Below are 24,840 nucleotides of genomic sequence, written 5' to 3'. Positions count from 1 at the left end.
GAACTCGGCGTCGATGCCGGCGGCCGAAAGGTCCGCAAAGGACAGAAGCGCGCTCGTCGACATGCTGTACGACCCGCCGCTCTGGCTCCCGACGAGCCACGCGCAGACCATCGTTCCCGCGCTGTTCGGGCGCCGCCCTTCCGTCGACTACCGGCGCGAGCGCTGGGACACCCCCGACGGCGATTTCATCGATCTCGACTGGCTCGATTACCGCGCACCCGGCGCACGGGGCGCCGCCGCCACGCCTGCCGCGACCGCCCCGCTCTTCGTGCTGTTCCACGGCCTCGAAGGCAATTCGGATTCGCACTACGCGCGCACGCTGATGTCGGCGGCCTACGCGCGCGGCTGGCACGGCGTCGTACCCCACTTCCGCAGCTGCAGCGGGCCGCTCAACCTGCTGCCGCGCTTCTATCACCTCGCAGACAGCAACGAAGTCGACTGGGTGCTGCGCCGCTTGCGCGACGCGCATCAGGGACCGATCGTCGTCGCGGGCGTGTCGCTGGGCGGCAACGTGCTGTTGCGCTGGCTCGGCGAGCGGCGCGAGGATGCGTCGTTCATCGCGGCGGCGGCGGCCATCTCGGCGCCGCTCGACGTCCACGCGGGCGGGCACGCGCTGTCGCAGGGCTTCTCGAAGGTCTACACGAGGAGCTTCCTGAAGACGCTCAAGCACAAGGCGCTCTTGAAGCTCGACCAATACCCGGGCCTCTTCGATCGCGACGCGATGCTCGCGAGCCGCACGATGTACGAGTACGACAACGTCGTCACCGCGCCGCTGCATGGTTTTCGCGATACCGACGACTACTGGACGCGCGCGACCACGCGCCCGCTTCTGCCGCACGTCGCCGTGCCGACGCTCGTCCTCAACGCGCGCAACGACCCGTTCCTGCCGTACACGGCGCTGCCGACGCGCGCGGACGTCTCGGCAGCGATCGAACTCGACCAGCCCGACGCGGGCGGTCACGTCGGCTTCATGACGGGGCCGTTCCCGGGCCGCTTGGACTGGCTGTCGCGCCGCGTGTTCTCCTACCTCACGCCCTTCGCTATCGATGGATGAAATCGTCAAACAGGCGCTCGCCAAATGGCCGAACGTGCCGCACTGCACCGGATGGCTCCTGCTCGATCGGCGCGGCGCCTGGCGCATGCGCGACGAAGCGGCGCAAGCGGCCGGTGCGAGCGGCACGCCGATCCGTCATCCGGCGCTGATCGGCTTCATCTGCCGCAACTACGAGTCCGACGAGCGCGGCCAGTGGTTCTTTCAGAACGGGCCGCAGCGCGTGTACGTCGAGCTGGCTTATACGCCGTGGATCGTGCGGCTGGCGCGCGATGTGGCGGGCGGTGGTGCACTGACGCTGACCGATCAGACCGGCGGCGTGTTCGCCCCCTCAGCTGTGTTTGCCGACGATGAAGGCGGCATCTTGTTCGCCGATGCGTCGAAACCGGCGCGCGTCGCGGCATTGCACGACCACGACCTCGATCTGTTCTCCGACGTTTCGACGCTCGCCGAAGATGGGCTCAGCGGGCAGTTCCACTGGCGTGTGGGCGTCGATCTGCCGCTGCGGATGATGCGGCGCGCAGAGGTGGCGGCGCATTTCGGGTTTGTCGCGAGTCCGGCGGCCGCAGCTAATTGAGGAACACTAAGCATGACTCGCCCTCCTTCTGTTTCGTCATGCTGCATAATCTTCACTCCGAAATAAAAATACCCTCACCGCATATTCCTTTCGTCTTCCCGCTCTGCCTTGTAGCGCGCTTCGAATTCGTGCAACCGCGCTTTGACGATCGACAGGTCGTAGAAGTCGATCGCCTCGATATCGCGCGCCGCCTTCAGCTGCCGGACCGCCGACGGCCACGCACCCTCCAGCGCCAACGCCTCGGCCGTCGCGCGATGCTGCGCGAGCGCGTCGCCGGCGCCCGCGCTCGCACGCGCCAGATAGCGCCACCAAGCCGGTTCGTCCGGATCGGCGCGCGTTGCTTGCAGGGCGAGCGCCTGCGCATCGGCAAAGCGGCGTGCCGCAAGCAACGCCTGAAGATGGATATCGATCGCCGCATGCGAGCCGGGCCAGCGGCGCTGCGCAATCTCGCCCAAGCGCACCGCGTCGTCGGCGCGGCCGGCGCGGCGGGCAATGTCCGACGCGAGCACATCGAGGCTCGGCGAGCTGCGCGCCACCTCTCCCTCCTGGACTTCGTCAGCAGTGAAAATGCGGCGCGCCTTGTCGAGCGCTGCGTCAGCGGCGTCGTAGCGGCCAATCAGCATTTGCGCGACCGCGATGCCATACCAGTTCGCGGCGACGTTCGGCGCGGTCTTGTCTTCGATCTCGGCGGTGAAGCGCCTGACGTCTCCGGCATATTCGCTCGGCGAGCGGTCCTGCAAGACGCGCAGGCGCGCGCGCACGAAGCCGAATTCCGGCGACTGGCGTGGCTGCCGGTACGGCGCGCGGCGAGCGCGGTCTTCGATATCGGCGAGACGGTCGGTGGTCAGCGGATGGGTGCGCGCATAAGCCGGCACGCCCGCGTCGCTCATCGACGCGCGCTCGAGCCGCTCGAAGAACGACGGCATGCCGTACGGATCGTAGCCGGCCGCCGCGAGCATCTGGAACCCGACGCGGTCGGCCTCGTGCTCGGCCGCCCGCGAGAAGCGCAACTGCTCGTCGACCGCATACGCGTGCCCGCCGAGCACGATCGCGCTGCCCAAGTCGCCGCTGTTCGCGATCATGCCCGCGAGAATCCCGAACAGCACGCCCGCGAGCGCCGCATAGCCGCTGCGCTCATTGACCGCGATCATCCGTGCGATATGCCGCTGCAGCACATGCCCCATCTCGTGCCCGATGACCGAGGCGAGTTCCGATTCGGTCTGCGTCGTGACGAAAAGCCCGGTATTGATGCCGATGAAACCGCCCGGCATGGAGAACGCGTTGATTTGCGGATCTCGAATCGCAAATAGCTGGAAATCAGGTTTGTAGCCGCCGATGTACTGCGCGCTCGCTGCGGCGGCGAGCCGCGCGGCCACGGAATTCAGATAGTCGCGCGTGAGCCAGTCGGCAAGGTAGCCAGGGCCGCGCCGGACTTGGCGCATCACGCGCTCGCCGACTTTGCGCTCTTCTTGCAGCGTGAGCGCGCCGCCCGAGCCGTCGCCGAGATCCGGCAATTGCACGGCGGTAAGCGGTGCGCGCAAACTGGCATTGCCGTTAGCGGTGCCGTTTCCGCCCGCGAGCCGGCTGTCCTTGCTGCCATATGGGCCGAACACGCCGGATGCGATGCCAGGCGGCACGAGCGAGATCACGCTCGAATTGAGCGGGCCGATTTCCAGGGGCGGGCCATCTGACGGCGGAGCGTCTGACAGTTGCTGCCCGAACGCCGCCGGCGGCACGGCGAGCGCCACAGCAAGCGCTGCTGCGACCAATCGATTGAAACAAAGCATTCGTGAAGCGAAGGCGGAAGACGCGGTTAGTGATCGCCCCCGCAATTCGGAAGCGCCCGGCCAGGAAAGGCTCGGCCAGAAAAGCATCGCGCCATTGTACAGATCGCTTACAAAACGCCGACATCCGCTTTCGCGCTGGCAATGAAGCGAGGCCGCCTGCCGCGACGCCGCCGCTGCTATGATGAGCGCCCTCTTAGCGATGCATGGGACCGAAGCAGGCCCTAAAGCGTCAACCGCTTTGCATGAGACCGGACTCAGCGCCAAGGCGCCAGGTCCGAATCGACATCCCGCCGACAAAGGAACCCGACATGCCAGAACTCACCCATTTCGACGCAGCCGGCCAGGCTCATATGGTCGACGTCGGCGGCAAGCAGGAAACGAAGCGCATCGCGCTCGCGCGCGGCTCGATCCGCATGCTGCCCGAAACGCTCGAGCTGATCCGGGGCGGCAACGCCAAGAAGGGCGACGTGCTCGGTGTCGCGCGCATCGCGGCGATCCAGGGCGCGAAGCGCACCGCCGATTTGATTCCGCTGTGCCATCCGCTCGCGTTGACGCGCGTCACCGTGGATTTCGCACTCGACGACGCACTGCCGGGCGTCGTCTGCACCGCGCAGGTCGAGACGCTCGGCCGCACCGGCGTCGAAATGGAAGCGCTGACGGCCGTGCAGGTCGGCTTGCTGACGGTCTACGACATGTGCAAGGCCGCCGATCGCGGGATGACGATTACCGAAGTGAAGGTGCTCGAGAAGCACGGCGGCAAGTCAGGGGATTGGGTCGCGCCGTAACGGCTGGCAACCCGGGCGCGCCGGCGGCGTACTTGCGCCGGCGCGTCACTAGAGCCGTTGCGGCGATACGATCAATCGTCGCTATCGTCATCGTCCTGGTTGGCGTCCTTCGGCGGCAAGCCGTACTTCTTCACCAGCTCGGCCTTGAAGCCGGCCAGCACCGACTGCTGCTCGTCGCACAGCGCGTAGAGCGAAGCGAGTTGCGACGGCCAGTCGTGCAGCTCCTCCGCGAAGATCTTCAGACGCGCCACCGTATCGAACGCGGCGCTCTGCTGCCCGTCGAGCGCCTGAAGCACGGCGTAGCGGCGCAACACGGTCTCGCCCGGCAATAGCGCAATCGCCTGCTTGTGCATGTCGAGCTTCATCGGCAGATCTTTGCGGTCGATCGGCAGCAGCGTCGCCATCCCGTACTCGCCCCATGCGCCAAACAGGAACGACGGATCGGCGCGATATTCCTCCGCGGGATGTTCGCCGTAATACAGCACTTCCGAGCGCTGGTAGTCGCGGTAGATCGGATACAGCGCAGCCAGACCGCCGACCACGAGCACCACCTGGATGCCGAGCGACAACCCGCTCGGCACGAAGCGCAGCGGTTTGGTCTCGAGCAGCCCGAAGATGAACATCGCCGGCAGCAGGAAGAACATGTACTGCTGCGGATATTCGACGAGCGCGTGCATCAGCAGCGCGCCGATGAGCGCAAGACCGAACACGCGCGGCGCGCTCTGCGGTGCGACCACCACGCGCACGAGCCACGCCAAAAGGCCGATCAGCAGAATGCCGAGGCCCAACAGGCCGGACTTCGCGAGCAGGTCGATGAAGATGTCATGCGAGTTGTTCGCGATCTCGACGCCGCCAAGCGCATTCGCAAGCGCGAACTGAAAACGCGGAAACTCCCCCCAGCCGACACCGAGGAGCGGATGCGACTTGAACATCGTCAAGCCGTATTTCCACAGCGCGATGCGCGGCGCGATCTGACCTTCGTCCTTGAAGCGGTCCGCTGCCGATACGGCCAGACCAAGGTTGTAATGCACGTTGGCCCAGCGCACCGCCACGTTCACGACGAGGAAAATCGCGACGAGCGCGAACGGAATCAGCCACTCGCGCGTATTACGCCGCACGCCGCTGTGCCGCCGCGATTCGGCTGCCGCCATCCAGAACCCCGCGACGACGATCACGCCCGTCTGCAGCCAAGGCCCGCGCGACACGGTGAGCGCCTGCCCGAGCGCGCAGATCGCCGAGACCAACGCCCACAGAACCAGGTTGAGGCGTCGCGTTTGCGCGAGGTACATCGCGCCTGCCATGCCGAACGCGATCACGGTGGCGAGGTGATTCGCCTGCGCCATGTTGCCGAACGGCCGACGCTCGACGGTGATGTTGTACGCGACGACGAACGGCGAGAAACGCACCTCAGCGTGAAAAAGCTGAACAAGCTGACAGAGGACAGCGAAGAGCGCACCGGCGATCAGCGCGCCCGCCGCCCAGCGCAACGCGTCCTCGGACAGGTTCGCGCGGGCAAACCCATAGCCCGCGTGCACGGTCACGAAGGCGGCGAGCAGGAATCCGGCGCCAAGCCAGTTCATCGACGGCTGGGCGACGGGGAGCAGGAATGTCTGCGCCACGAGCAACAGGCCGAACGCGAGCGGCACGAGCGCGACAACGGGCGAAGCGTAGGGAACTCGCGGGCGCGCGCTCGTCACGAGAAACAAAACGCCGGCGCCGACCAGCAGGTACAGCGCGAGCGCGGTGAATTCCGCGTAGAAAGTCGGGATCGGATAGGTATGGTTAGTGACCGCGTAGGGAAGAATCAACGCGAAAGCCAGCAAAACCAGCGACAAATAACGTGCAAATGGGGAAGGCATGAGGGACCGAGGGCGTCTGCAACCGGCGCACTATACAAAAAAATCCTTTCACTGTGCGCCGGACGACGGGAATATCAGCGAATTCGCGAGCCGCGTGTTGCGGCAATGCCATCCGGCGAGCGACCGCCCTCCCCCTGTGCGATCACGCGCGGCACTCGGGCGGCGCCAATTTCGCGGGCAGCGTCGGGGCTTCGGACGGCAGCGGTCCCGCTCCCGGAGCCGGCAACGACGACGCGCTCTTGCCGCCCGAGAAGCACTCCCACGTCACCGAACCGGCGGGCGCTGCGCCCTTCGAAAGCGCGATGCGCGCCGTCGGCGTATCCGCGTTGTCGGGCAGCGACGGCACCAGCACGAGCGTATTGGAGCCCTCGGGCGCGACGCGCGTCGTGTAGCTCACGGTGATTTGGCCGGTGTCGTCGTCGATACGCACCGACTCGACGTTGCGCGTGGCCGGCGGCGACGAGTAGCCCCCGGCGAGCGCGTTGCCGCTGGCCGCGTTCTCGGCGACGGCAAGCCGCGCCGACGACGCCAGCGACAAGCCCTCGCCCACCCGGCTGCGCGCCAGATAGTCCTGGTAAGCGGGGATCGCATACGCGGCGATGACCCCGACGATCGCGAGCACGATCATCAACTCGATCAGCGTGAACCCGGCCTTGCGGCACGTGCGCGCGATGCGGGCGCCCCATTGCCCGGAGAGAGACAAGAGCAAGCCGCCACCGCGGCTCGAGAAGCGGACAAGAGAAAAAACGAACATCGGCAGGCTCCCTGAATGAAAACGCCTGGCCGGAAACTGGGCAGGCGTCCTCATCGTAGCCAGCGGGGATTGCGCGCGGCACTCGGCCGGACAGCCAACGTGTGGGCAGTCAGTGTGCCCCGGAAGAGCCGGAACCGGAGGAAGCACTCGCATCGGCGCGCCGCACGGCCCGCCGCTTGAGGCAATAGCCGACGACGACCACGAACACCGCGCCCGCAATATGCGCGCCGTATTCGGCAGCGGGCGTATCGAGCAACGGCCAGCGGTCGCCTGCCGGATCGTTGATGATGAGACCGCCCGCAATCCAGCCGAGCAGGGCCGCGCCGATCGTGACGATGATCGGGAATCGATCGAGCAGCTTCAGCACCAGCGTGCTGCCCCACACGATCAGCGGAATGCTGAGGATGAGGCCGAAGATCACGAGCGCGACCCGGTGTTGCGGATCGGCGGCTTCGGCCGCGCCGGCGATGGCGATCACGTTGTCGAGGCTCATCACCGCGTCGGCGACGACGATCGTCTTGATCGCGGACAACAGCTTGTCGGCGGGCTTGATGTTTTCGTGAACATCGTGGGCCGGCGCCATCAAACGCACGCCGATCCACAAGAGCAGCAAGCCGCCCGCGAACTTCAAGAGCGGCACGTCGAGCAGCACTACGGCAAACGAAATCAGCGCGACCCGCAAGAGGATTGCGCCCGCTGTGCCCCACAGCACGCCGCGCACGCGCTGCTCTTGCGGCAGATTGCGGCACGCGAGCGCGATCACGACTGCGTTGTCGCCGCCGAGCAGGATGTCGATGATGACGATCTGAAGGACCGCACCCCAGTGGAGCGTCGCGAAGAATTCGAGCATGGTGAGTCGGTTAGGAAGCCGCCGAGGGCGACGATCATGCGGCCAGCTTTGCATGGGACCGGACTACGCGCTCTGCATGGGATCAGAGTAGCGCGCTAAAGCGCGAACTCTGATCGACAGCTAAAGCGCCAAGTCCGGATCGACAAAAAAAGCGAGGAAGCACTATTTGCTCCCTCGCTTCAGAGCCGCCATCTTACGAAAGGGTTTCGCAAGAATAACAAAAAACGCCGGCGAACCGGCGTTTTCTGTTTGAGGCTTGAGTCGCGTCGTCGATTACAGAATCGACTTCAGCAGGCGGCCCATTTCCGACGGGTTACGCGTCACCTTGATGCCGCAGCCGTCCATGATTTCGAGCTTCGCGTCGGCCGTGTCGGCACCGCCCGAGATTAGCGCGCCGGCGTGGCCCATCCGCTTGCCCGGAGGCGCCGTGACACCTGCGATGAAGCCAACCACCGGCTTCTTCATGTTGTCCTTGATCCAGTACGCCGCGTTCGCTTCGTCCGGGCCGCCGATCTCGCCGATCATGATGACGGCGTCCGTGTCCGGATCGTCGTTGAACATCTTCATGACGTCGATGTGCTTGAGACCGTTGATCGGGTCGCCGCCGATACCGACCGCCGACGATTGGCCGAGGCCAAGCGCCGTCAGTTGAGCCACGGCTTCATACGTCAGCGTGCCCGAACGCGACACGACGCCGATGCGGCCCTTGCGGTGGATGTGGCCCGGCATGATGCCGATCTTGAGCTCGTCCGGCGTGATCGTGCCCGGGCAGTTCGGTCCGAGCAGCAGCGTCTTGCGGTTTTCGCGGCGCATGCGGTCGCGCACTTCGATCATGTCGCGAACCGGAATGCCTTCGGTGATGCAGATCGCGAGATCGAGATCGGCTTCGACCGCTTCCCAGATCGCCGCAGCGGCGCCTGCCGGCGGCACGTAGATGACCGATACGGTCGCGCCCGTTTCAGCCTTCGCTTCCTTGACGCTGGCGTAGATCGGAATGCCTTCGAAATCTTCGCCGGCCTTCTTCGGGTTCACGCCCGCGACGTACGCTTCGCGGCCGTTCGCGTATTCACGGCATGCGCGCGTGTGGAACTGGCCGGTCTTGCCGGTGATGCCCTGCGTGATGACCTTGGTGTCTTTGTTGATCAGAATCGACATGTATTTGACCTCTGTTCGTTGAGCGCGCTTACTTGCCGGCAGCAGCCGCGACGACCTTCTGCGCCGCTTCTTCCATGCTGTCCGCCGAGATGATCGGCAGGCCGGATTCGGCGAGCATCTTCTTGCCCAGGTCTTCGTTGGTGCCCTTCATGCGCACGACGAGCGGCACGTTCAGGTTCACCGCCTTCGAACCGGCGATCACGCCTTCCGCGATCACGTCGCAGCGCATGATGCCGCCGAAGATGTTCACGAGGATCGCCTTCAGGTCCGGGTTCTTGAGCATCAGCTTGAACGCTTCGGTCACTTTCTCGGTCGTGGCGCCGCCGCCGACGTCGAGGAAGTTGGCCGGCTCGCCGCCGAACAGCTTGATAGTGTCCATCGTCGCCATCGCGAGGCCGGCGCCGTTCACGAGGCAGCCGATGTTGCCGTCGAGCGAGATGTACGCGAGGTCGAACTTCGACGCTTCGACTTCAGCCGGATCTTCTTCATCCAGATCGCGATACGCGACGATTTCCGGATGACGGAACAGCGCGTTCGAATCGAAGTTGAACTTGGCGTCGAGCGCGATCACCTTGCCGTCGCCCGTCAGGATCAGCGGGTTGATTTCGGCGAGCGATGCATCGGTTTCCCACGTGGCCTTGTAGAGACCCTGCAGGATGGCGCGCGCTTGCGGAATCGAAGCATCGGGCACGCCGATCTTCTTCGCGAGATCGTCGGCTTCCGAATCCAGGAGACCCTTCGCCGGGTCGACTGCCACCTTGTGGATCGCTTCCGGCGTATTGGCGGCGACTTCTTCGATGTCCATCCCGCCTTCGCTCGAAGCCATCACGACGACCTTCTGCGACACGCGATCGATCACGAGGCCAACGTACAGTTCCTTCTTGATGTCGGCGCCTTCTTCGATCAGCAGACGATTCACCTTCTGGCCTTCCGGGCCGGTCTGGTGCGTGACGAGCTGCATGCCGAGGATCTGGTTCGCGTATTCGCGCACCTGATCCAGCGACTTGGCGACCTTCACGCCGCCGCCCTTGCCACGACCACCTGCGTGGATCTGAGCCTTGACGACCCACACCGGGCCGCCCAGCTCTTCAGCGGCCTTGACCGCATCTTCCACCGAGAACACCGGCTTGCCGCGCGGTACCGCGACCCCGAATTTCCGCAGGATTTCCTTACCCTGGTACTCGTGAATCTTCATGCGTGATTCCTTCAGTCTGAGAGTTGGATTGAACTTCGATGACGCTAATTTATTTCGAGGCAAGCGCCTCGACTTTGGTATGGGTGCCGCCTTCCTCGGCGTCGGCAGCTAGCGCCGCATCCTGGCGTTCCGCTGCACGCGGCGCGTGGCCGTACCAGCGGGGATAAAACTGACGGACCGCTTCGCCGTCGAACCGCAATGCCTGACAGCGATCGAGTTGAAACGGCGGCTTGGCGTTCGCAGCCTCACCGTTGCCGCCTTGACTTGCTTCGCCCGGTGAATCGCCGCGCGTGTTCCAGACATCGCCCGCGAAAGCCTGAATGGCGGCGGTCGGCACGATCGCGCACAACTCGGTGAGGTGCGTGCATCCCGCGACGCCGCCCAACAGGCGGTTCGCTTCGCGGCGAAAATTCTGGAACAGGTTGAGCCCGATGAGGGCGCGGTAGGCGGGATTGGCGGCTTCGCAGTGACCGGGATAGGGCACCCAGTCGGACGACGCTTCGGCGTCGACGACGTTGAGCTTGCGATCGATCGTGATGCGAAGCCAGAGTTCATGAATCGGCAGGCCGTTGGGCCGGACACCGGGCGCAAGCGCCACGTCACGCGGCTTATGATCGGTCAGGCACGCCTCGATGTCCCACAAGCCGTCTTCACGCTCGAACGCTTCCGCTCGAATTGCGCGGCGATGGCGCAACTTGCGGGACACGGGCGGGGAAAGCGGCATGCGAGAGGAGACGGCTGAATAGGAAAACCGGTGGATTTTAGCATACTGGGTATTTCGGATAGACCGAGGTCCCCACAAGCCGAGGCGGTGGCGGACGTGGACGGTTGCACCGGTCGCAACCGTCGTTGCAGGCCGTCGTTACACGCCGTCCCAATCCTCGTCGCCGCCCTTCAGGATTTTGACGATCGTCGCGCTGGAGAAACCACGTGTGGCCAGAAAGCGCGCTTGCTTGGCGCGCTCGGCCGGCGTTTCGGGAAGGTGTCCGTACTTCTTGCGCCAAACGGCTTGCGCGCGAGCCAGTTCGGTCTCGCGAAGCTGCGCGCCGACTTCTTCGATCAAGGCGTCGCCCACCGAGTGACGGCGCAGTTCGCCGACGATCCGGCTCGTCCCCATGCGCGCCGCGCGGCGATGGACGAGGCTTTCGGCAAAGCGCGAATCGGACAGCCAGCCTTCGCTCTCGAGCGCATCGAGCAGCGGCTCGAGCGCATCTGCCTCTTCGACAAAGGGAGCAAGCTTGCGCGAGAGTTCGGAGCGGCTGTATTCGCGTCGCGACAGATAGTCGAGCGCACGAGCCTTCAAAGAGCGGGCTGGCTTTTTCGAGCGCCCGGAAGACTCGTCGGATGAGGCCGAGGGCTCTCGACGCGAGCGGGTATAGGTGCTTTCGTTCGATTGACCGGTTGATGACGTCGATGACCCGGCGGTCGATGACCCGGCATTCGCCGCGTCAGAACCGGTCGCATCTGCTGTAGACGAGCGACGACCCGCTGCGAGATCGTGCGCGTCGAATGATTCAAATGGATCGAAAGGATCGAGCGGATCGGGCCGAGCCGCTTCGCGCCCTGCTTTACCGCGCCCCGAATTCGACGCCGCCCGGTCCTTGCGCATCACGCGATGCTTACTCTTCGTCCGCGACTTCGACGCCTTCCGAAGCGCCAGCCGGCATCGCGTTCACGCCAAGCGATTCGCGGATGCGGTTTTCGATCTCGAGCGCGATGTCGGGATTCTCACGCAGAAATTCGCGTGCGTTGTCCTTGCCCTGGCCGATGCGCTCGCCGTTATAGCTGTACCACGCACCCGCCTTGTCGACGATCTTCGCTTGCACGCCGAGGTCGATGACTTCGCCTTGGCGCGAAATGCCTTCGCCGTAGAGGATGTCGAAAATCGCTTCGCGGAACGGCGGCGACACCTTGTTCTTGACGACCTTCACGCGCGTTTCGTTGCCGATCACTTCGTCGTTCTTCTTGATCGAGCCGATGCGGCGAATGTCGAGGCGCACCGATGCGTAGAACTTCAGCGCATTGCCGCCCGTCGTCGTTTCCGGGTTGCCGAACATCACACCGATCTTCATGCGGATCTGGTTGATGAAGATCACGAGGCAGTTCGTGCGCTTGATCGTGCCGGTCAGCTTGCGCAGCGCCTGCGACATCAGACGCGCTTGCAGACCCGGCAAGGAATCGCCCATTTCGCCTTCGATTTCGGCCTTCGGCACGAGCGCCGCGACCGAGTCGATCACGATCATGTCGATCGAGCCCGAGCGCACCAGCGCGTCGGCAATTTCAAGCGCCTGCTCGCCGGTATCCGGCTGCGAGACCAACAGATCGGACACGTTCACGCCGAGCTTGCCGGCGTATTGGATGTCGAGCGCGTGTTCCGCGTCGATGAACGCGGCCGTGCCGCCGAGCTTCTGCATTTCGGCGATGACTTGCAGCGTCAGCGTGGTCTTGCCCGACGATTCCGGCCCGTAGATTTCGACCACGCGGCCGCGCGGCAGACCGCCGACGCCGAGCGCGATATCGAGGCCGAGCGAGCCCGTCGACACCACTTGAATATCTTCGGCCACCTCGCCGTCGCCGAGCCGCATGACCGACCCTTTGCCGAACTGCTTTTCGATCTGCGCGAGCGCCGCAGCGAGTGCCTTGCTCTTTTCAGCAGTCAGTCCAGCCGAGCCTTTCTTGCTTTCTTCCATGAATCGTCCTTTGCTATGATGAACGGCGTCTGAGGTGGGTGCGCAGGCCCTTAGCAGTGAGTTGCTGAGCTAGCGCACGAAACGCAGACACTGTATAAAAAAACAGTGGTTTTTGCAAGCCCGAGGCGACGCGTTTTGGCGTCGCATGTGCGGATTTACAACCGGGCACGCCCCCGGGCAGCCAACACCACACGACATTCGGAGACCGCCGCACGCCGGGCGATGCTGTGGCACAGCGCGGTGCCGCGGCAACAGCAACGCGGCAGCGGCACATCATGCGAATTCTCATTGCTGAAGATGACAGCATACTCGCGGACGGTCTCGTCCGATCACTCCGCCAATCGGGCTATGCCGTCGATCACGTGAAGGGCGGCGCCGAAGCCGATGCCGCCCTCTCGGTGCAAGCCTTCGACCTCCTGATCCTCGATCTCGGGCTGCCGCGCCTGTCCGGCCTCGAAGTGCTGCGGCGCCTGCGCGCCCGCAATTCGAACCTGCCCGTGCTGATCCTCACCGCCGCCGACAGCATCGAGGAACGCGTGAAGGGTCTCGATCTCGGCGCCGACGACTACATGGCAAAGCCGTTCGACTTGAACGAACTCGAAGCGCGCGTGCGCGCGCTCACGCGGCGCGGCGCGGGCGGCGGGCCGACCGTCGTGCGGCACGGCTCGCTCGCATTCGACCAGGTGGGCCGCATCGCCACCGTGAACGATCAGGTGATCGACCTCTCGGCACGCGAACTCGGCCTGCTCGAAGTGCTGCTGCAACGGATCGGCCGGCTCGTGTCGAAAGAGCAGCTCGTCGACCATCTATGCGAATGGGGCGAGGAAGTCAGCAACAACGCGATCGAAGTCTACGTGCACCGGCTGCGCAAGAAGATCGAGCCGAGCGGCGTGCGGATCATCACCGTGCGCGGCCTTGGCTATTGCCTCGAGAAAGCCGCCCCGGCCGCCGGCACGGCGCCCTCGCCCGGTGCTTCGGACCCGGCCTCGAACGGCGCGGCCAAGTCGCCGGCGAATCACTCGTCCAAGTAGAGGCGTCACATGGCCTCGCCAGCTTCCGCGGAAGGCGCCGCGGCACCCGCAGAGCGTCCGGGGCACGCGCCGCCGGAGCCTGCGGCCACGCGCGCGGCAGATCCCGACGAGGTCCGCGACGCCACCTACGCCAACCCCTTCGCGCCGCCCGACGAGACCGAGTCCACGCCCGAAGCGCGCCCGCGCTCGCTCTTCGGCGAGATTCTCGACTGGATGCTTGCGCCGCTCCTGCTGCTCTGGCCGATGAGCATCGCGGTGACCTATCTCGTCGCGAAGACGATCGCCAACGGCCCGTTCGACCGTGCGCTCGAAACCGACGTCTACGTGCTCGCCCGGCAGATCCAGCCGGTGAACGGCGTCGCCGAACTGTCGCTGCCCGCGTCGACGCGCGACTTCCTTTCCGCCGACAACGTCGACAAGGTCTTCTACCAAGTGCTCGGCACGCGCGGCGAGCTGGTCGGCGGCGACGCCGACCTGCCGCTGCCGCACGAAGACGACCGCCCGCAGCCCGGCATCGTCGAGTTCCGCGATGACATGCTGCACGGCAACGACATCCGCGTCGCGTACACGACGGTCGAGTTTCCGCACGAGGCCGCCTGCGAGGACGCCGAAGTCCGCGCCGCCGGGGCGGCGGGCTGCGGGGCGCCCGTGCTCGTGCAAGTCGCCGAGACGCTCGACAAGCGCAGCCAGCTCGCCAACGACATCATCAAAGGCGTGATCCTCCCGCAGTTCGTGATCCTGCCGCTTGCGATCGTGCTGGTCTGGTTCGGGCTGTCGCGCGGCCTCGCGCCGCTCACCGCGCTGCAATCGAATCTGCGCGCGCGGCGGCTCGACGATCTCTCGCCGCTCGAAGCGAGGCGCGCGCCGCCCGAGATCGAGCCGCTCGTCACGTCGTTCAACGACTTGCTGACGCGTCTCTCGCAAAACATGGAGCTGCAAAAGCGCTTCATCGCCGACGCCGCGCATCAGATGAAGACGCCGCTCGCCGGCCTGCGCACGCAGGCGGAGCTGGCGCTGCGGCAGGACGTATCGGCCGAGGTGCGCCGCTCGCTCGAACAGATCGCGACGAGCTCGGAGCATGCCGCGCGCCTCGTCACGCAGCTGCTCGCGCTCGCGCGAGCGGAAAACCGCATGTCGGGGCAAGCGTTCGCGGCGGTCGAGGTGTCCGAGTTGGCCCGGCTCACGGTCCGCGACTGGGTGGAGCCGGCGCTCGCCAAGCAGATGGATCTTGGCTACGAAGGCCCCGACGCACCGGTCACGGTCGACGGCAACCCGGTCATGCTGCGCGAGATGCTCTCGAACCTGATCGACAACGCGATCCGCTACACGCCCCAAGGCGGCCGCATTACGGTTCGCGTGCGGCCCGATGAGCCGAATCAAGAAGTGCACCTCGAAGTCGAGGACACTGGGCCCGGCATTCCGCCCGCCGAGCGCGCCCGGGTGCTCGAGCGGTTCTATCGGATTCTCGGCCGCGAGGGCGACGGCAGCGGGCTCGGGCTCGCGATCGTCCGCGAGATCGCGACAATGCACGGCGGCACGCTAGCGATCGACGACAACGTCTATCAAACCGAGCCGCGCCTGGCCGGTACGCTCGTACGCGTCAGCTTGAGGACCTCCGAGGCGATTCGGGACTTACCCTGAGTGCGCCGGCTTTCGCCCATCATCAAGCGCAACCCTAAATGCATATAAGCGACGTTGGATGCGTGAAGCGAGAAATTAGATGAAAAACGCCGCAAATCGCGCCTTTGCGCACTAGACCCCATTTTGAGATTTCGCGTCAGTACGCCGTAAGTTTCCGCTCCAATAATCGTCGACGGGGCCGCCTTACCCAGCGCCCCCGCGCGTATATCAAAATTGGAGACAGCACATGGCAACCGTAGGCGGTCAAATTGCACACGCGCCGATGACAAGCGACGAGAAGCGGGTGATCTTCGCGTCGTCGCTCGGCACCGTTTTCGAGTGGTATGACTTCTACCTGGCCGGCTCGCTGGCCATCTACATCAGCAAGAGCTTCTTTTCCGGCGTCAATCCAACCGCGGCGTTCATCTTCACCCTGCTCGGCTTTGCCGCCGGCTTCGCGGTGCGGCCGTTCGGCGCGATCGTGTTCGGACGGCTCGGCGACCTCGTCGGCCGCAAGTACACGTTCCTGATCACGATCGTCATCATGGGCCTGTCGACGTTCATCGTCGGCTTCCTGCCCGGCTACGCGGCGATCGGCATGGCGTCGCCGGTGATCTTCATCGCGATGCGGCTGCTGCAGGGCTTGGCGCTCGGCGGCGAGTACGGGGGCGCCGCGACCTATGTCGCCGAACACGCGCCCGCCAATCGGCGCGGCTACTACACGTCGTGGATTCAAACAACGGCGACGCTCGGCCTCTTCCTCTCGCTGCTCGTGATTCTCGGCGTGCGCACCTCGATGGGCGAGGAAGCGTTCGGCTCCTGGGGCTGGCGCATCCCGTTTGTCGCGTCGCTGATCCTGCTCGGGGTGTCCGTCTGGATTCGGCTGCAGCTCAACGAATCGCCGGCGTTCCTGCGCATCAAGTCGCAAGGCAAGACCTCGAAGGCCCCGCTGACCGAAGCGTTTGGCCAGTGGAAGAACCTGAAGGTCGTGATTCTGGCGCTGATCGGCTTGACGGCCGGGCAGGCGGTGGTCTGGTACACGGGCCAGTTCTACGCGCTCTTCTTCCTGACGCAAACGCTGAAGGTGGACGGCGCGAGCGCCAACATCCTGATCGCGCTGGCGCTTCTGATCGGCACGCCGTTCTTCGTGTTCTTCGGCTCGCTGTCGGACCGGATCGGCCGCAAGCCGATCATCATGGCCGGCTGCCTGATCGCGGCGCTCGCGTACTTCCCGCTCTTCAAGGCGCTCACGCACTTCGCGAACCCGGCGCTCGAAGCCGCGACGCTGAAGTCGCCGATCGTCGTCGTCGCCAATCCCGACGAGTGCTCGTTCCAGTTCAACCCGGTAGGCACGGCGAAGTTCACGAGCTCGTGCGACATCGCGAAGAGCGCGCTGTCGAAGGCCGGCTTGAACTACACGAACGTGGCGGCGCCGGCGGGCTCGCTCGCGCAGATCAAGGTCGGCGACACGGTGATCGACACCTACGACGGCAAGGCCGCCGACGCGAAGGACAAGGGCAAGGCGTTCGACAAGACCCTCGCCACGACGCTCAAGAGCGCGGGCTACCCGGCGAAGGCCGACCCGTCGCAGTTGAACTGGCCGATGACGGTCGTGATCCTGGCGATCCTCGTGATCTTCGTGACGATGGTGTATGGCCCGATCGCAGCGATGCTCGTGGAGATGTTCCCGACGCGGATTCGCTACACGTCGATGTCGCTGCCGTATCACATCGGCAACGGCTGGTTCGGCGGCTTCCTGCCGGCGACGGCGTTCGCGATCGTCGCGGCGCGCGGCGATATCTACTCGGGGCTCTGGTATCCGATCGTGGTGGCGCTGATCACGTTCGTGATCGGCATGCTGTTCGTCAAGGAGACCAAGGACTCGAATATTTATTCGCGGGATTGAGCTCGAACTGGCGGACGGAGGCGGCCCTTGGCCGCTAGATGGCGAGGCAGTCGAAAAACTGAGTTGGTGGGGTTGACAGGCTGCCTTGTTGTCGTCATAATTTGCCTTCTTTGGCGAATTAGCTCAGTCGGTTAGAGCGACGGAATCATAATCCGCAGGTCCGGGGTTCGAATCCCTGATTCGCCACCAGCTTCAAGAAAAAGCCGCTGTCTGCCAAGGACAGCGGCTTTTTTGTTCTGAAACGCCGCCAATGCGCCCGAACAGGCGCATTACTCATCTAAATTTTAGATAAGCGCGTTTTCGATGCATCGGGTGCTACACGCCTCTGTTACCTTCCTGAGGAGAGCACCCCGTGAAACACCCCTACCTGACCACCCGCGCCGACTCGACGAGCTACTACTTTCGCCGCAAGGTGCCGCTCAAGCTGCGCGCCCTGCTCGAGAAGACCGAAATCTGGGTCAGCCTCGAAACACCCTGCAAGGAGGCGGCCGTCGCCCGCCTGCCGGCGGCGGCCCTCGAATACGAGCGTCTCATCGCCCCGGCCCGCGCGGCGGCCACCGCATTGGCTTCGGCCACGCCCGCTGCGGACGCCTGGCTGCCGCGCGGCATGCGTGCCGTCGACAACGAACCCCACCCGTATCACCCCACCGTGCAGCCGCCCGGCACCACGCGCCTTTCTGCCGTGCAGATTCCGCGGCTGGTTGAGCGCTACAGGGCGAATGCGCTGGCGAACGACGACGAAAATCGCCCGACCTGTTTCGTGGCACCCCACCCCGACGCCCATGACGACGACGGTCACGACGAAGAGGCACATAGGGCCCTCCTGCTTGAGACCCGCCGCCAGTTGCGCCGGGCGCGCGCCGCGGACGACTTCTCGGCTATGCGTGAGTGCGTCGAAGACCACCTGATGTGGGAGCGCGTGTGGCTGCCAGCGGCGTCAGACGAATATCTGCAGTTGCTGAAGGCCATGACGGATGCGCACCTGGCGGTGGTCGAGGAGGAACTGCGGCGGCTCGAGGGCGACTTCTGCGAGACGCCCGAGCTGATTCCCCTCGTGGACCACAACGATACCTGGGAGGCCGCCGTACGGACCTGGGTCGACGAGGCGGCCCCGCGGGCCAAGACCGCTGACGAGGTCAGGACGCAGGTCGCGCGCTTCGAACGTCTGGTTGGGGCCATGCCACTCTCCGCGCTGACACCCGCGCATGTCGCGCATTTCAAGGCCGCGTGCCTCGAGCAGGAAAAGGTCAGCAAGAGCCGCGTCAATACCATCGTTGCGCTGCTTTCGCCGGTCATCAACGTGGCGATGAACAACAAGCTGACGACGCTCAGCGCCAACCCGTTCGCCCGCGCGAAATTCAGCAGGAAGGCCGTGCGCAAGGATGCCGACCCGGATGCCCAGCGCGATGCCTACACGGTCGACGAACTCAACCGTCTGTACGCGTCCCGCGTCTTCGTTCACGGCCACCGTCCAGGAAAAGGGGCGCGCGAAGCGGCGTTCTGGCTACCCCTGCTCGGCCCGCATACGGGCGCGCGTCTCGAGGACCTGTGCCTGCTGCGCACGCGGGACGTGGTGCAGCATGCCGGCGTATGGTGTCTGCACCTGCACGACACCAAGCGGGAGCATCAGAGCGGCGAGGCGAGCATCATGCGTTACGTACCCATTCACCGCACGCTGCTCGAACTGGGCTGGCTCGACTATGTCGCGAGCCAGAACCGCGACGGGCTGCTGTTCCCGCACCTGAATGAAAACCAGTATGGTCAGCTCAGCGCGGTATGGAGCAACTGGTTTAGCGATTACCTCGATGTCGATGCGGGCCTCGATGATGCCCGTCTGGACTTCCACAGCTTCCGTCACACCTTCAAGACCTTTGGCCGGTTGTCCGGTATCGACAATGACGTGATTGAAGAACTGCTCGGGCATGCGCCGACCAGCATGTACGGCCGCAATCAAGATGGCGAGCGGCGACTGCCCTTTGAGCTGCTGGTGCAGGGGATGGAAAAGCTGACCTTCCCTGGTCTCCAATTGGCGCATCTGCCCTACGCCGGCCGGGCGTAATTCCGCCGTCGATGCGAGTCGGTGACCTTCCCTGGCGCAGGCCGGCCGTACCTACGGCCGGCTTTTCCTTGCGTGAGCCACAGCAAATATAAAACCAGCTCCCTAAAGTCTTTAAAAGAGAGTTTTCGTAAGACCAAGGAGCTTCTTTAAAAACCCTGAAAAGAGAGCCTCTTTAGGAGGAAGAGCCAGGTTCTCAAGCGTCAGTGGACCAGCCGGAACCGTGCCGGACACCAATGGCGCTATTGGCCCCACCCTCGCAGTGCTGCGGACTCTCAGGCGATGACCAGTCAGGCAAAGGGCTTCCGGACAGAACCGACGGAAGCAGCGCTGCGCACGAACAAGTCGCGTAAAGCGGTTATATAATTAATCGGTTATCCGAATCTAGTCTGCTTCGTGGCACGCCTACGATTCACGATTGTCATGGTCACACCGATGGCTCCGACCAGCCCCGCACCTTCAACACCCTCAGCAGAAGTTCGGAACCACTGGGAGGCTCCCGCGCCTGCTCCTCTCTGCCAAGGCCATTCTCGGCCCAGGTAAGCACTGAACTGCGGGCGCTCGCTGGAAAAGTAGCGGCTCATGTTTGTCAGGAGGGACTGCACCGTCCCACACCGGTAACTGGTCGCCAGAGGTCAGGCCCTGCTGGAGGCGCGCGTGTTACGGGAAAGCGTTTCGGACGTATCGCGCAGTGGGGCGCTCCCGCCGTCCTCACCCATGATTTGCGCAAGGAGCTGATGTTGCAGCTCCGCGGTTACGTAGCCAACGGACGCGCCATGATATTTCCCGCGATGGCACCTGCGGGTCCGTCCCGAGACCCAGCCACCTTCCATCCCGCCGGACATCCCCCCTTTTCATTCTGGCGGTCGCGCCCGCCGGGCGCACCCTGGAAATGGACAGGGTGTGCAGATACTCCTGACGGGTTCCAGGGGCGCGCATTGAGCTGCTCGCGGCACGAGACCCTGTGGGCGAACGCTCGGCCAGTGAACCTAAAATTTTAGAAAATGCCGCTCGGACAACGAGATTGCTACACGGAATCAGCACATCAACCCGAGGAGCAATCCACATGTCTCATCATCAAGTCGACAACTTTTCGCAACAGCCTTCCCGCCTCGCCCATGGCCCTTATGACCAGGCGCTGCAGCCTGTTCCGCTCGCGAATCCGCAGAAAGCTTCCCTGACATCGTCGGTGGATAGCGACGATACCTGGAACGCTGCCGTACATCGCTGGCAGGCGGCCCGTATGCCTCACGCGGCGGTGTTGAGCGCGGTCAGACGCGAAGTTGAGCGCTTCGAGGCCTGTATCGGAAACCATCCGCTTTCGGGCCTCACGGAAGCGCACGTCAGGCACTTCATCGAGACCTGCATCGTCAGGGAGAAAACGAGCCCGAGGCGTGTGCGCGGGGCCGTCGTACTACTGGCTTCAGTCGTAAGCACGGCCATACGAGGCCGCGTCACCCCCCTCAGGAAAAACCCGTTCACCACTGCGCTAAAGTCTTTTGCGCCGGTCACGAACGACACCAACCCGTTCGGTCACGCATTTTCAACGGACGAACTCAACCAGCTTTACACCTCTCCCCTCTACGTTCAGGGCCAACTCCCCCGCAAGGGCGGACTTGAAGCAGCGTTCTGGTTGCCGCTGCTCGGTCAATTTACGGGCATCCGACTGGAACGTTTATGTCATCTTCGCCGGTGCGATGTCGTGCAGCACAACGGCGTCTGGTGTCTGTGTCTACGCGTGCAGCGTCTTCACCACCCCTTGGAAGTCCGGAAGGTGCCATTGCATAGCACCCTCTTGGAGCTAGGTTGGCTGGACTTCGTCAGGACCGGACGTCTTTCTGACAACGCCGCTTGGCTGTTCCCCGACCTTTGCGTGAATTCGTACGGTAGACGCAGCGCGACGTTCGCTATGTGGTTCAAATCATATCTTGACGACTCGGGACTGGGCGGCCGACGCCTGACGTTCCACAGCTTCCGGAGCACCTTCGCCGCCTTCGCGAAACGGTCTGGCCTTTGCGACGATGCGGTACGGCAATTCCTTGGGTTCGCGTCAGGCATCACGGCCGAAGGAAAAGAAGCGGCAGTGGAGGACCTGTCATTCGAGCTTCTCGTCCAGGCGATGAACCGGCTGGAATTTCCCGGACTCGAACTTGACCATCTCGTCCGGTGGCGCCGCATGGACCGTTGAGTCCCGACGCAGCATTCGCGAAACAGTGCAGCACATGGGCCGGTGGCCTCCCTGGCTGGGCGGCGCCGGCCGTTTTCGTCAAAGCTTAAAGTAAGGGCCGGCGCTTTATGGGCCGTCTCACTCCCGAGTCGACAACCTGCGGAATCTGGCGAAGTCGGTGACGGTGGAGTCGCAGCACTTCATTCGTGCGCTCTTGTAGCAACTTCGAATAGTTCCACTTAAAGCGCACGGAAAGTTCCACTTAACGACCCATCGATTCCCCGCAAACCCAAGCAGGGTGGGGCTTAAGTGAAATTATTCCAAGGACGTTTTGGCACGGCTGACGACCAGCGGGCGGAGGGAAACCCCGCCTTGTTCTGCTCGCTAGGCCGAGGACGCTGACTTCGAAGGCGCGCTTGGCGGACCACCTGCTTCCCAACACCGACACGGCCTGTCGTCTCGGAACACAGTCACCTCGGCCCGCCCAAGTCTTGAAGTAATAGCCACTCGACTGCCCCCTCGGGGTAGTCCTGTGGCCACCCCTCTGCGAGCAATTTCACGGCACCCCCGACCGGCTCCATTGCCGCCCGCCCGTTGAAGGCACGCTCATCCGGCGCGTTTTCTTCCAGTCTTCCATCCGTTGCCTCCAAAACACGTTGCGCGCATCCTAAGCGGTCCAGTGCACGCCTCAGCCGTTCACGCATTTCATCGCTCAGGTCGAGTTCTCGTGCGACCACTTCGACATCCGTCGACGTGTCTGCCAGCAACGTTTCCAAAAGCCGAACGACTCCTTTAACGGGGAGACTGACCGCTGGTCGGTCCGTGTGTGTGCAGACAAATAACTTATTCATCTGACGTCTAGGCCCATCGTTTTATAGTGGCTCTAGACGAATCCAAGCTTGGCTGCCTTGCTGTGTCCTGTCCGTGGGGGCGAGACGGCCATCCGCTCGATACGGGCGAACAGCGACACGGACGAACTGGACAGGGCCAATGTCCAGGCGGCTGCGACTTGAGAGCACTTCGGGAAGTTGTTCGTAAAAAACTAAGGCGCTCAGTGGGAGACTGTGCTTGATATCAACCCAGCCAAGTAAAGGAGAAATCCATGGCGAGCAACTCAAGCACAGTCCGCGGCGTATTTGCCGCTGGAAACGACCAGTATCACGGGGTCATGTCCGTCAAAGAGCACGGCGCTCTTGCCCACGCAAATCGATATGCTCGTATCCTGCTGCGCGAAGGCAAAGTTGCAACCGAAGAGGAAGCTCTCTCCATCGCAAACTTTGAAGTTCAGCGCCTGCGTTGGCATGCCGAGGGCTTCCAAGGCAATCGGATGGCTCGCTACGAACTGCGCCAAGAAAGCGAACAGGAGCCGAGCAGCGTGCGCCCGCGCCTTGCAACTTCGTAAGTCGGTCAGCCGTGCAAAAGCGGCTGACCGGCCTTCGGCAGTCAGCCGTTCCCGAACTTTGACGCGGAATATCATCATGGGCCGCCCAAGAACACCGTACGGTACGGCAGAGCTCGAATTCGTCAAGAGAAACCTCGCGGATATCCTGACTCTAGACCACAGTGAGGTTTCGGCGTTAGCGCGTAGGAATCATCCGAATGAGGTTCTCTCGATAGTCGCAACTTTGCAGGCAATCACCGAGATTCTGCACGCCAAGTGGGCGGGCGCAGTCTTGGCGAAGCTGCCTGAGTCTGCATGGGAACGAGATGAAGGCGGGCAGATGCACATCAAGGCCGGCAGCGCTTCGTCAATGCGCTACCTTTCCAACGACTTGGCTGATGAGGAATCGGAAGAAGCTCACAAGTTGCTGAGCGCCCGTCAAACTCTGATGGAGCGACTGGTAAATGAGATGCCACCCAGCTATCGGGCGGCTTATCGTGACATGCTGTGTTGGGTTTCGGCCGACGAACATGAAGACCCAAACGTCGCCCGATTCCCCTTGAGCGGTGACACTGCCTTTGGGTACAAGCTTCTGGTCCTCGAGGAAGTCTTCAATGAACGTGTCAAGCTCGATGAGCAGATATGGCGCAAAGATTCAGCGCTTTCGGACAGTGTGAGTACTCCCTTCGAAGTCACGAGGAAGTGTTCGGAAGACAATCTGCAATATTTCAAGGACGTTCTGGACAGTTGGTGGCGCAACGCCGCGAATGTGGACGGGGTGCCCGACAGCCTACTGGCACGTGTCAGCGCCAACCTTTCAGTCAACCGCGCGCTGCTTGAGTATGCCTCGTCCGATGAGCGCGGGCTTGAAGCAGCAGACATGACGGTCGAATTCCTTGACCAACTAAACAGAAAAGGTATTTGTGAAGTTCCGATAGAGATTGACCACTGGAATGCTGCTAATGAGCAGGAAAAACTGGCAAACCTGCTTCATCACTGGTTTGGGCATGAGGGCATCATCCTGGAGAAGGGCGGATACTTCAATCGCCCCATGTATGACTCGGACATTGACACTGTGGTGAGATGGAGTGTCGAACTCCGTCAGCAATACATACTTGGTCGCGGCGTATTCGGTGGAGACCGCGAGCATGGGCGCCCCCATAATCTCTTCCTATTCGCCTTGGCGATGGTTGGTAGTTTCTTTGCGCGCGCGAAGACTGACCATGAGTTTAAAGGTCACAATAATCGGACGTACGCGGTGTTTCCAGACCGAGGCACGCAGCGTGAGAAGCCGCCTGTTCATGCAGCACAGGTCCTAATGCAATCCTACGGCATGATTGCCGTCGCCAACCGCGAACAAGAGTTGAGCGCCGTTCGCGTCCGGACGTACGCACAGACCGCACGCGTCAAGCGATGGCATTTGCAACAACTGCTCGCATTCGCTGTTAAGAAACGTACAGCGCCTGAGCTTCTCGTCCTGTTTAATCAGCTGGAGCGAGTAAGGAAGGCGAGAATCGAGGCGTACTGTCGTACTCGTACAGGTGCCTACACGATTCCGTTCGGCAATGGGGTCTCCGGCACAAGCATATTTTTCACCTACTCACTACTGAACAAGCTCTTTGCGTCCCACTGATTGACGCGCTTGGGGCTCGCGTTCCTGGTGTTGCAGACTCCGAGCCGCTCGAACTGATTTCGACGCGTTGCCGGGTTCAAGAGACTGTCCGGTGGGGACCTGCAACCCATTGGGTCCTCGCCCGCCGTCAAGTTTCGAAGGTCTCGGCCGTTACCGTGTCTGGGCGAGAACGACAAAGAGGGCGGCAGGTGGAACACAGCAATGAAATCGGACGAGTTCTGGGATGTGACCTCGCGATGTATGGATTGTCGCCCAAGCCCGATGCAACTGAGGACATACGGGAAGGTCACGTTGCCGGCAAAGCGCACTACACTGGCCGGACAAAGCACCCCAATCGATTCGA

General features: G+C 63.4%; 20 protein-coding genes and 1 tRNA gene. 11 read left to right on the top strand and 10 right to left on the bottom strand.

Translation table 11 applies throughout. The features are described from left to right. Nucleotides 1-13 precede the first annotated feature (13 nt). The gene (locus FAZ95_RS03620) at nucleotides 14-1,054 is read left to right on the top strand and encodes a YheT family hydrolase (RefSeq protein WP_254699883.1); all 1,041 of its coding nucleotides are present in this window, start codon (nucleotides 14-16) and stop codon (nucleotides 1,052-1,054) included. Continuing rightward, nucleotides 1,047-1,628, top strand: a complete 582-nt coding sequence (locus FAZ95_RS03615; protein ID WP_137331193.1) for a DUF2946 family protein — start codon at nucleotides 1,047-1,049, stop codon at nucleotides 1,626-1,628. Before FAZ95_RS03620 ends, FAZ95_RS03615 begins: the two co-directional genes overlap by 8 nt. A 74-nt stretch (nucleotides 1,629-1,702) precedes the next feature. Here the strand turns inward: FAZ95_RS03615 and FAZ95_RS03610 are convergent, their stop codons facing one another. Beyond that, on the bottom strand, nucleotides 1,703-3,415 hold the full coding sequence (locus FAZ95_RS03610) for a M48 family metalloprotease (protein ID WP_137331192.1): 1,713 nt from the start codon (nucleotides 3,413-3,415) through the stop codon (nucleotides 1,703-1,705). 308 nt (nucleotides 3,416-3,723) lie between these two features. Here FAZ95_RS03610 and moaC point away from each other — a divergent pair, with 308 nt between their 5' ends. Next, nucleotides 3,724-4,200: a cyclic pyranopterin monophosphate synthase MoaC gene (moaC, locus tag FAZ95_RS03605; protein ID WP_137331191.1), complete on the top strand. Its 477-nt coding sequence runs from the start codon at nucleotides 3,724-3,726 to the stop codon at nucleotides 4,198-4,200. A 71-nt stretch (nucleotides 4,201-4,271) separates the two neighbouring features. Here the strand turns inward: moaC and FAZ95_RS03600 are convergent, their stop codons facing one another. From FAZ95_RS03600 to recA, 8 genes are all read right to left on the bottom strand, one after another. Then, nucleotides 4,272-6,059, bottom strand: coding sequence for a PglL family O-oligosaccharyltransferase (locus tag FAZ95_RS03600; protein ID WP_137331190.1), 1,788 nt, complete (start codon nucleotides 6,057-6,059; stop codon nucleotides 4,272-4,274). 142 nt (nucleotides 6,060-6,201) lie between these two features. Next, on the bottom strand, nucleotides 6,202-6,813 hold the full coding sequence (locus FAZ95_RS03595) for a pilin (RefSeq protein WP_137331189.1): 612 nt from the start codon (nucleotides 6,811-6,813) through the stop codon (nucleotides 6,202-6,204). 109 nt (nucleotides 6,814-6,922) lie between these two features. Further along, nucleotides 6,923-7,663, bottom strand: a complete 741-nt coding sequence (locus FAZ95_RS03590; RefSeq protein ID WP_137331188.1) for a TerC family protein — start codon at nucleotides 7,661-7,663, stop codon at nucleotides 6,923-6,925. A 273-nt stretch (nucleotides 7,664-7,936) separates the two neighbouring features. Next, nucleotides 7,937-8,818 (bottom strand): succinate--CoA ligase subunit alpha, encoded by an 882-nt coding sequence (gene sucD / locus FAZ95_RS03585; protein ID WP_136894786.1) that lies wholly within the window; start codon nucleotides 8,816-8,818, stop codon nucleotides 7,937-7,939. Nucleotides 8,819-8,846: 28 nt separating this feature from the next. Then, nucleotides 8,847-10,013, bottom strand: coding sequence for an ADP-forming succinate--CoA ligase subunit beta (gene sucC / locus FAZ95_RS03580; protein ID WP_137331187.1), 1,167 nt, complete (start codon nucleotides 10,011-10,013; stop codon nucleotides 8,847-8,849). A gap of 49 nt (nucleotides 10,014-10,062) precedes the next feature. Further along, the gene (locus FAZ95_RS03575; protein ID WP_137331186.1) at nucleotides 10,063-10,737 is read right to left on the bottom strand and encodes a DUF2889 domain-containing protein; all 675 of its coding nucleotides are present in this window, start codon (nucleotides 10,735-10,737) and stop codon (nucleotides 10,063-10,065) included. 138 nt (nucleotides 10,738-10,875) lie between these two features. Beyond that, nucleotides 10,876-11,625 carry a recombination regulator RecX gene (gene recX / locus FAZ95_RS40855; RefSeq protein ID WP_254699801.1) on the bottom strand — a complete coding sequence of 250 codons (750 nt, stop codon included), beginning with the start codon at nucleotides 11,623-11,625 and terminating at the stop codon, nucleotides 10,876-10,878. Between the two features lie 7 nt (nucleotides 11,626-11,632). Next, entirely contained in the window at nucleotides 11,633-12,703 is a 1,071-nt protein-coding gene (gene recA / locus FAZ95_RS03565) for a recombinase RecA (RefSeq protein ID WP_137331184.1), read from the bottom strand. 275 nt (nucleotides 12,704-12,978) lie between these two features. Between recA and FAZ95_RS03560 the strand changes: the two genes are divergently transcribed. The 6 genes from FAZ95_RS03560 (at nucleotide 12,979) to FAZ95_RS03535 (ending at nucleotide 21,504) form a co-directional block, all read left to right on the top strand. Beyond that, the gene (locus FAZ95_RS03560) at nucleotides 12,979-13,734 is read left to right on the top strand and encodes a response regulator transcription factor (protein WP_137331183.1); all 756 of its coding nucleotides are present in this window, start codon (nucleotides 12,979-12,981) and stop codon (nucleotides 13,732-13,734) included. A 9-nt stretch (nucleotides 13,735-13,743) separates the two neighbouring features. Next, on the top strand, nucleotides 13,744-15,375 hold the full coding sequence (locus FAZ95_RS03555) for a sensor histidine kinase (protein ID WP_137331182.1): 1,632 nt from the start codon (nucleotides 13,744-13,746) through the stop codon (nucleotides 15,373-15,375). Nucleotides 15,376-15,601: 226 nt separating this feature from the next. Next, a complete protein-coding gene (locus FAZ95_RS03550) occupies nucleotides 15,602-17,260 on the top strand; it encodes an MFS transporter (RefSeq protein WP_137331181.1) in 1,659 nt (552 codons plus the stop codon). 112 nt (nucleotides 17,261-17,372) lie between these two features. Next, nucleotides 17,373-17,449, top strand: a tRNA-Met gene (locus tag FAZ95_RS03545). A 163-nt stretch (nucleotides 17,450-17,612) separates the two neighbouring features. After that, nucleotides 17,613-19,319, top strand: a complete 1,707-nt coding sequence (locus FAZ95_RS03540) for a site-specific integrase (protein WP_137331180.1) — start codon at nucleotides 17,613-17,615, stop codon at nucleotides 19,317-19,319. 1,063 nt (nucleotides 19,320-20,382) lie between these two features. Further along, the gene (locus FAZ95_RS03535; RefSeq protein WP_137331179.1) at nucleotides 20,383-21,504 is read left to right on the top strand and encodes a site-specific integrase; all 1,122 of its coding nucleotides are present in this window, start codon (nucleotides 20,383-20,385) and stop codon (nucleotides 21,502-21,504) included. Between the two features lie 449 nt (nucleotides 21,505-21,953). On the opposite strand, the gene FAZ95_RS03530 is transcribed toward FAZ95_RS03535, so the two are convergent. Beyond that, the gene (locus FAZ95_RS03530; RefSeq protein ID WP_137331178.1) at nucleotides 21,954-22,259 is read right to left on the bottom strand and encodes a hypothetical protein; all 306 of its coding nucleotides are present in this window, start codon (nucleotides 22,257-22,259) and stop codon (nucleotides 21,954-21,956) included. Between the two features lie 326 nt (nucleotides 22,260-22,585). On the opposite strand from FAZ95_RS03530, the gene FAZ95_RS03525 reads away from it, so the two are divergent. After that, complete coding sequence (locus FAZ95_RS03525) at nucleotides 22,586-22,885, top strand: hypothetical protein (RefSeq protein WP_137331177.1); 300 nt, start codon at nucleotides 22,586-22,588, stop codon at nucleotides 22,883-22,885. A 76-nt stretch (nucleotides 22,886-22,961) separates the two neighbouring features. Next, the gene (locus FAZ95_RS03520) at nucleotides 22,962-24,497 is read left to right on the top strand and encodes a hypothetical protein (protein WP_137331176.1); all 1,536 of its coding nucleotides are present in this window, start codon (nucleotides 22,962-22,964) and stop codon (nucleotides 24,495-24,497) included. The last annotated feature ends 343 nt before the right edge of the window (nucleotides 24,498-24,840 follow it).

The sequence above is a fragment of the Trinickia violacea genome, from assembly GCF_005280735.1.
Classification (GTDB): domain Bacteria; phylum Pseudomonadota; class Gammaproteobacteria; order Burkholderiales; family Burkholderiaceae; genus Trinickia_A; species Trinickia_A violacea.
The sequence above is the reverse complement of the archived record's forward strand: the minus strand, read 5'-3'. Positions and strand labels throughout refer to the sequence as shown.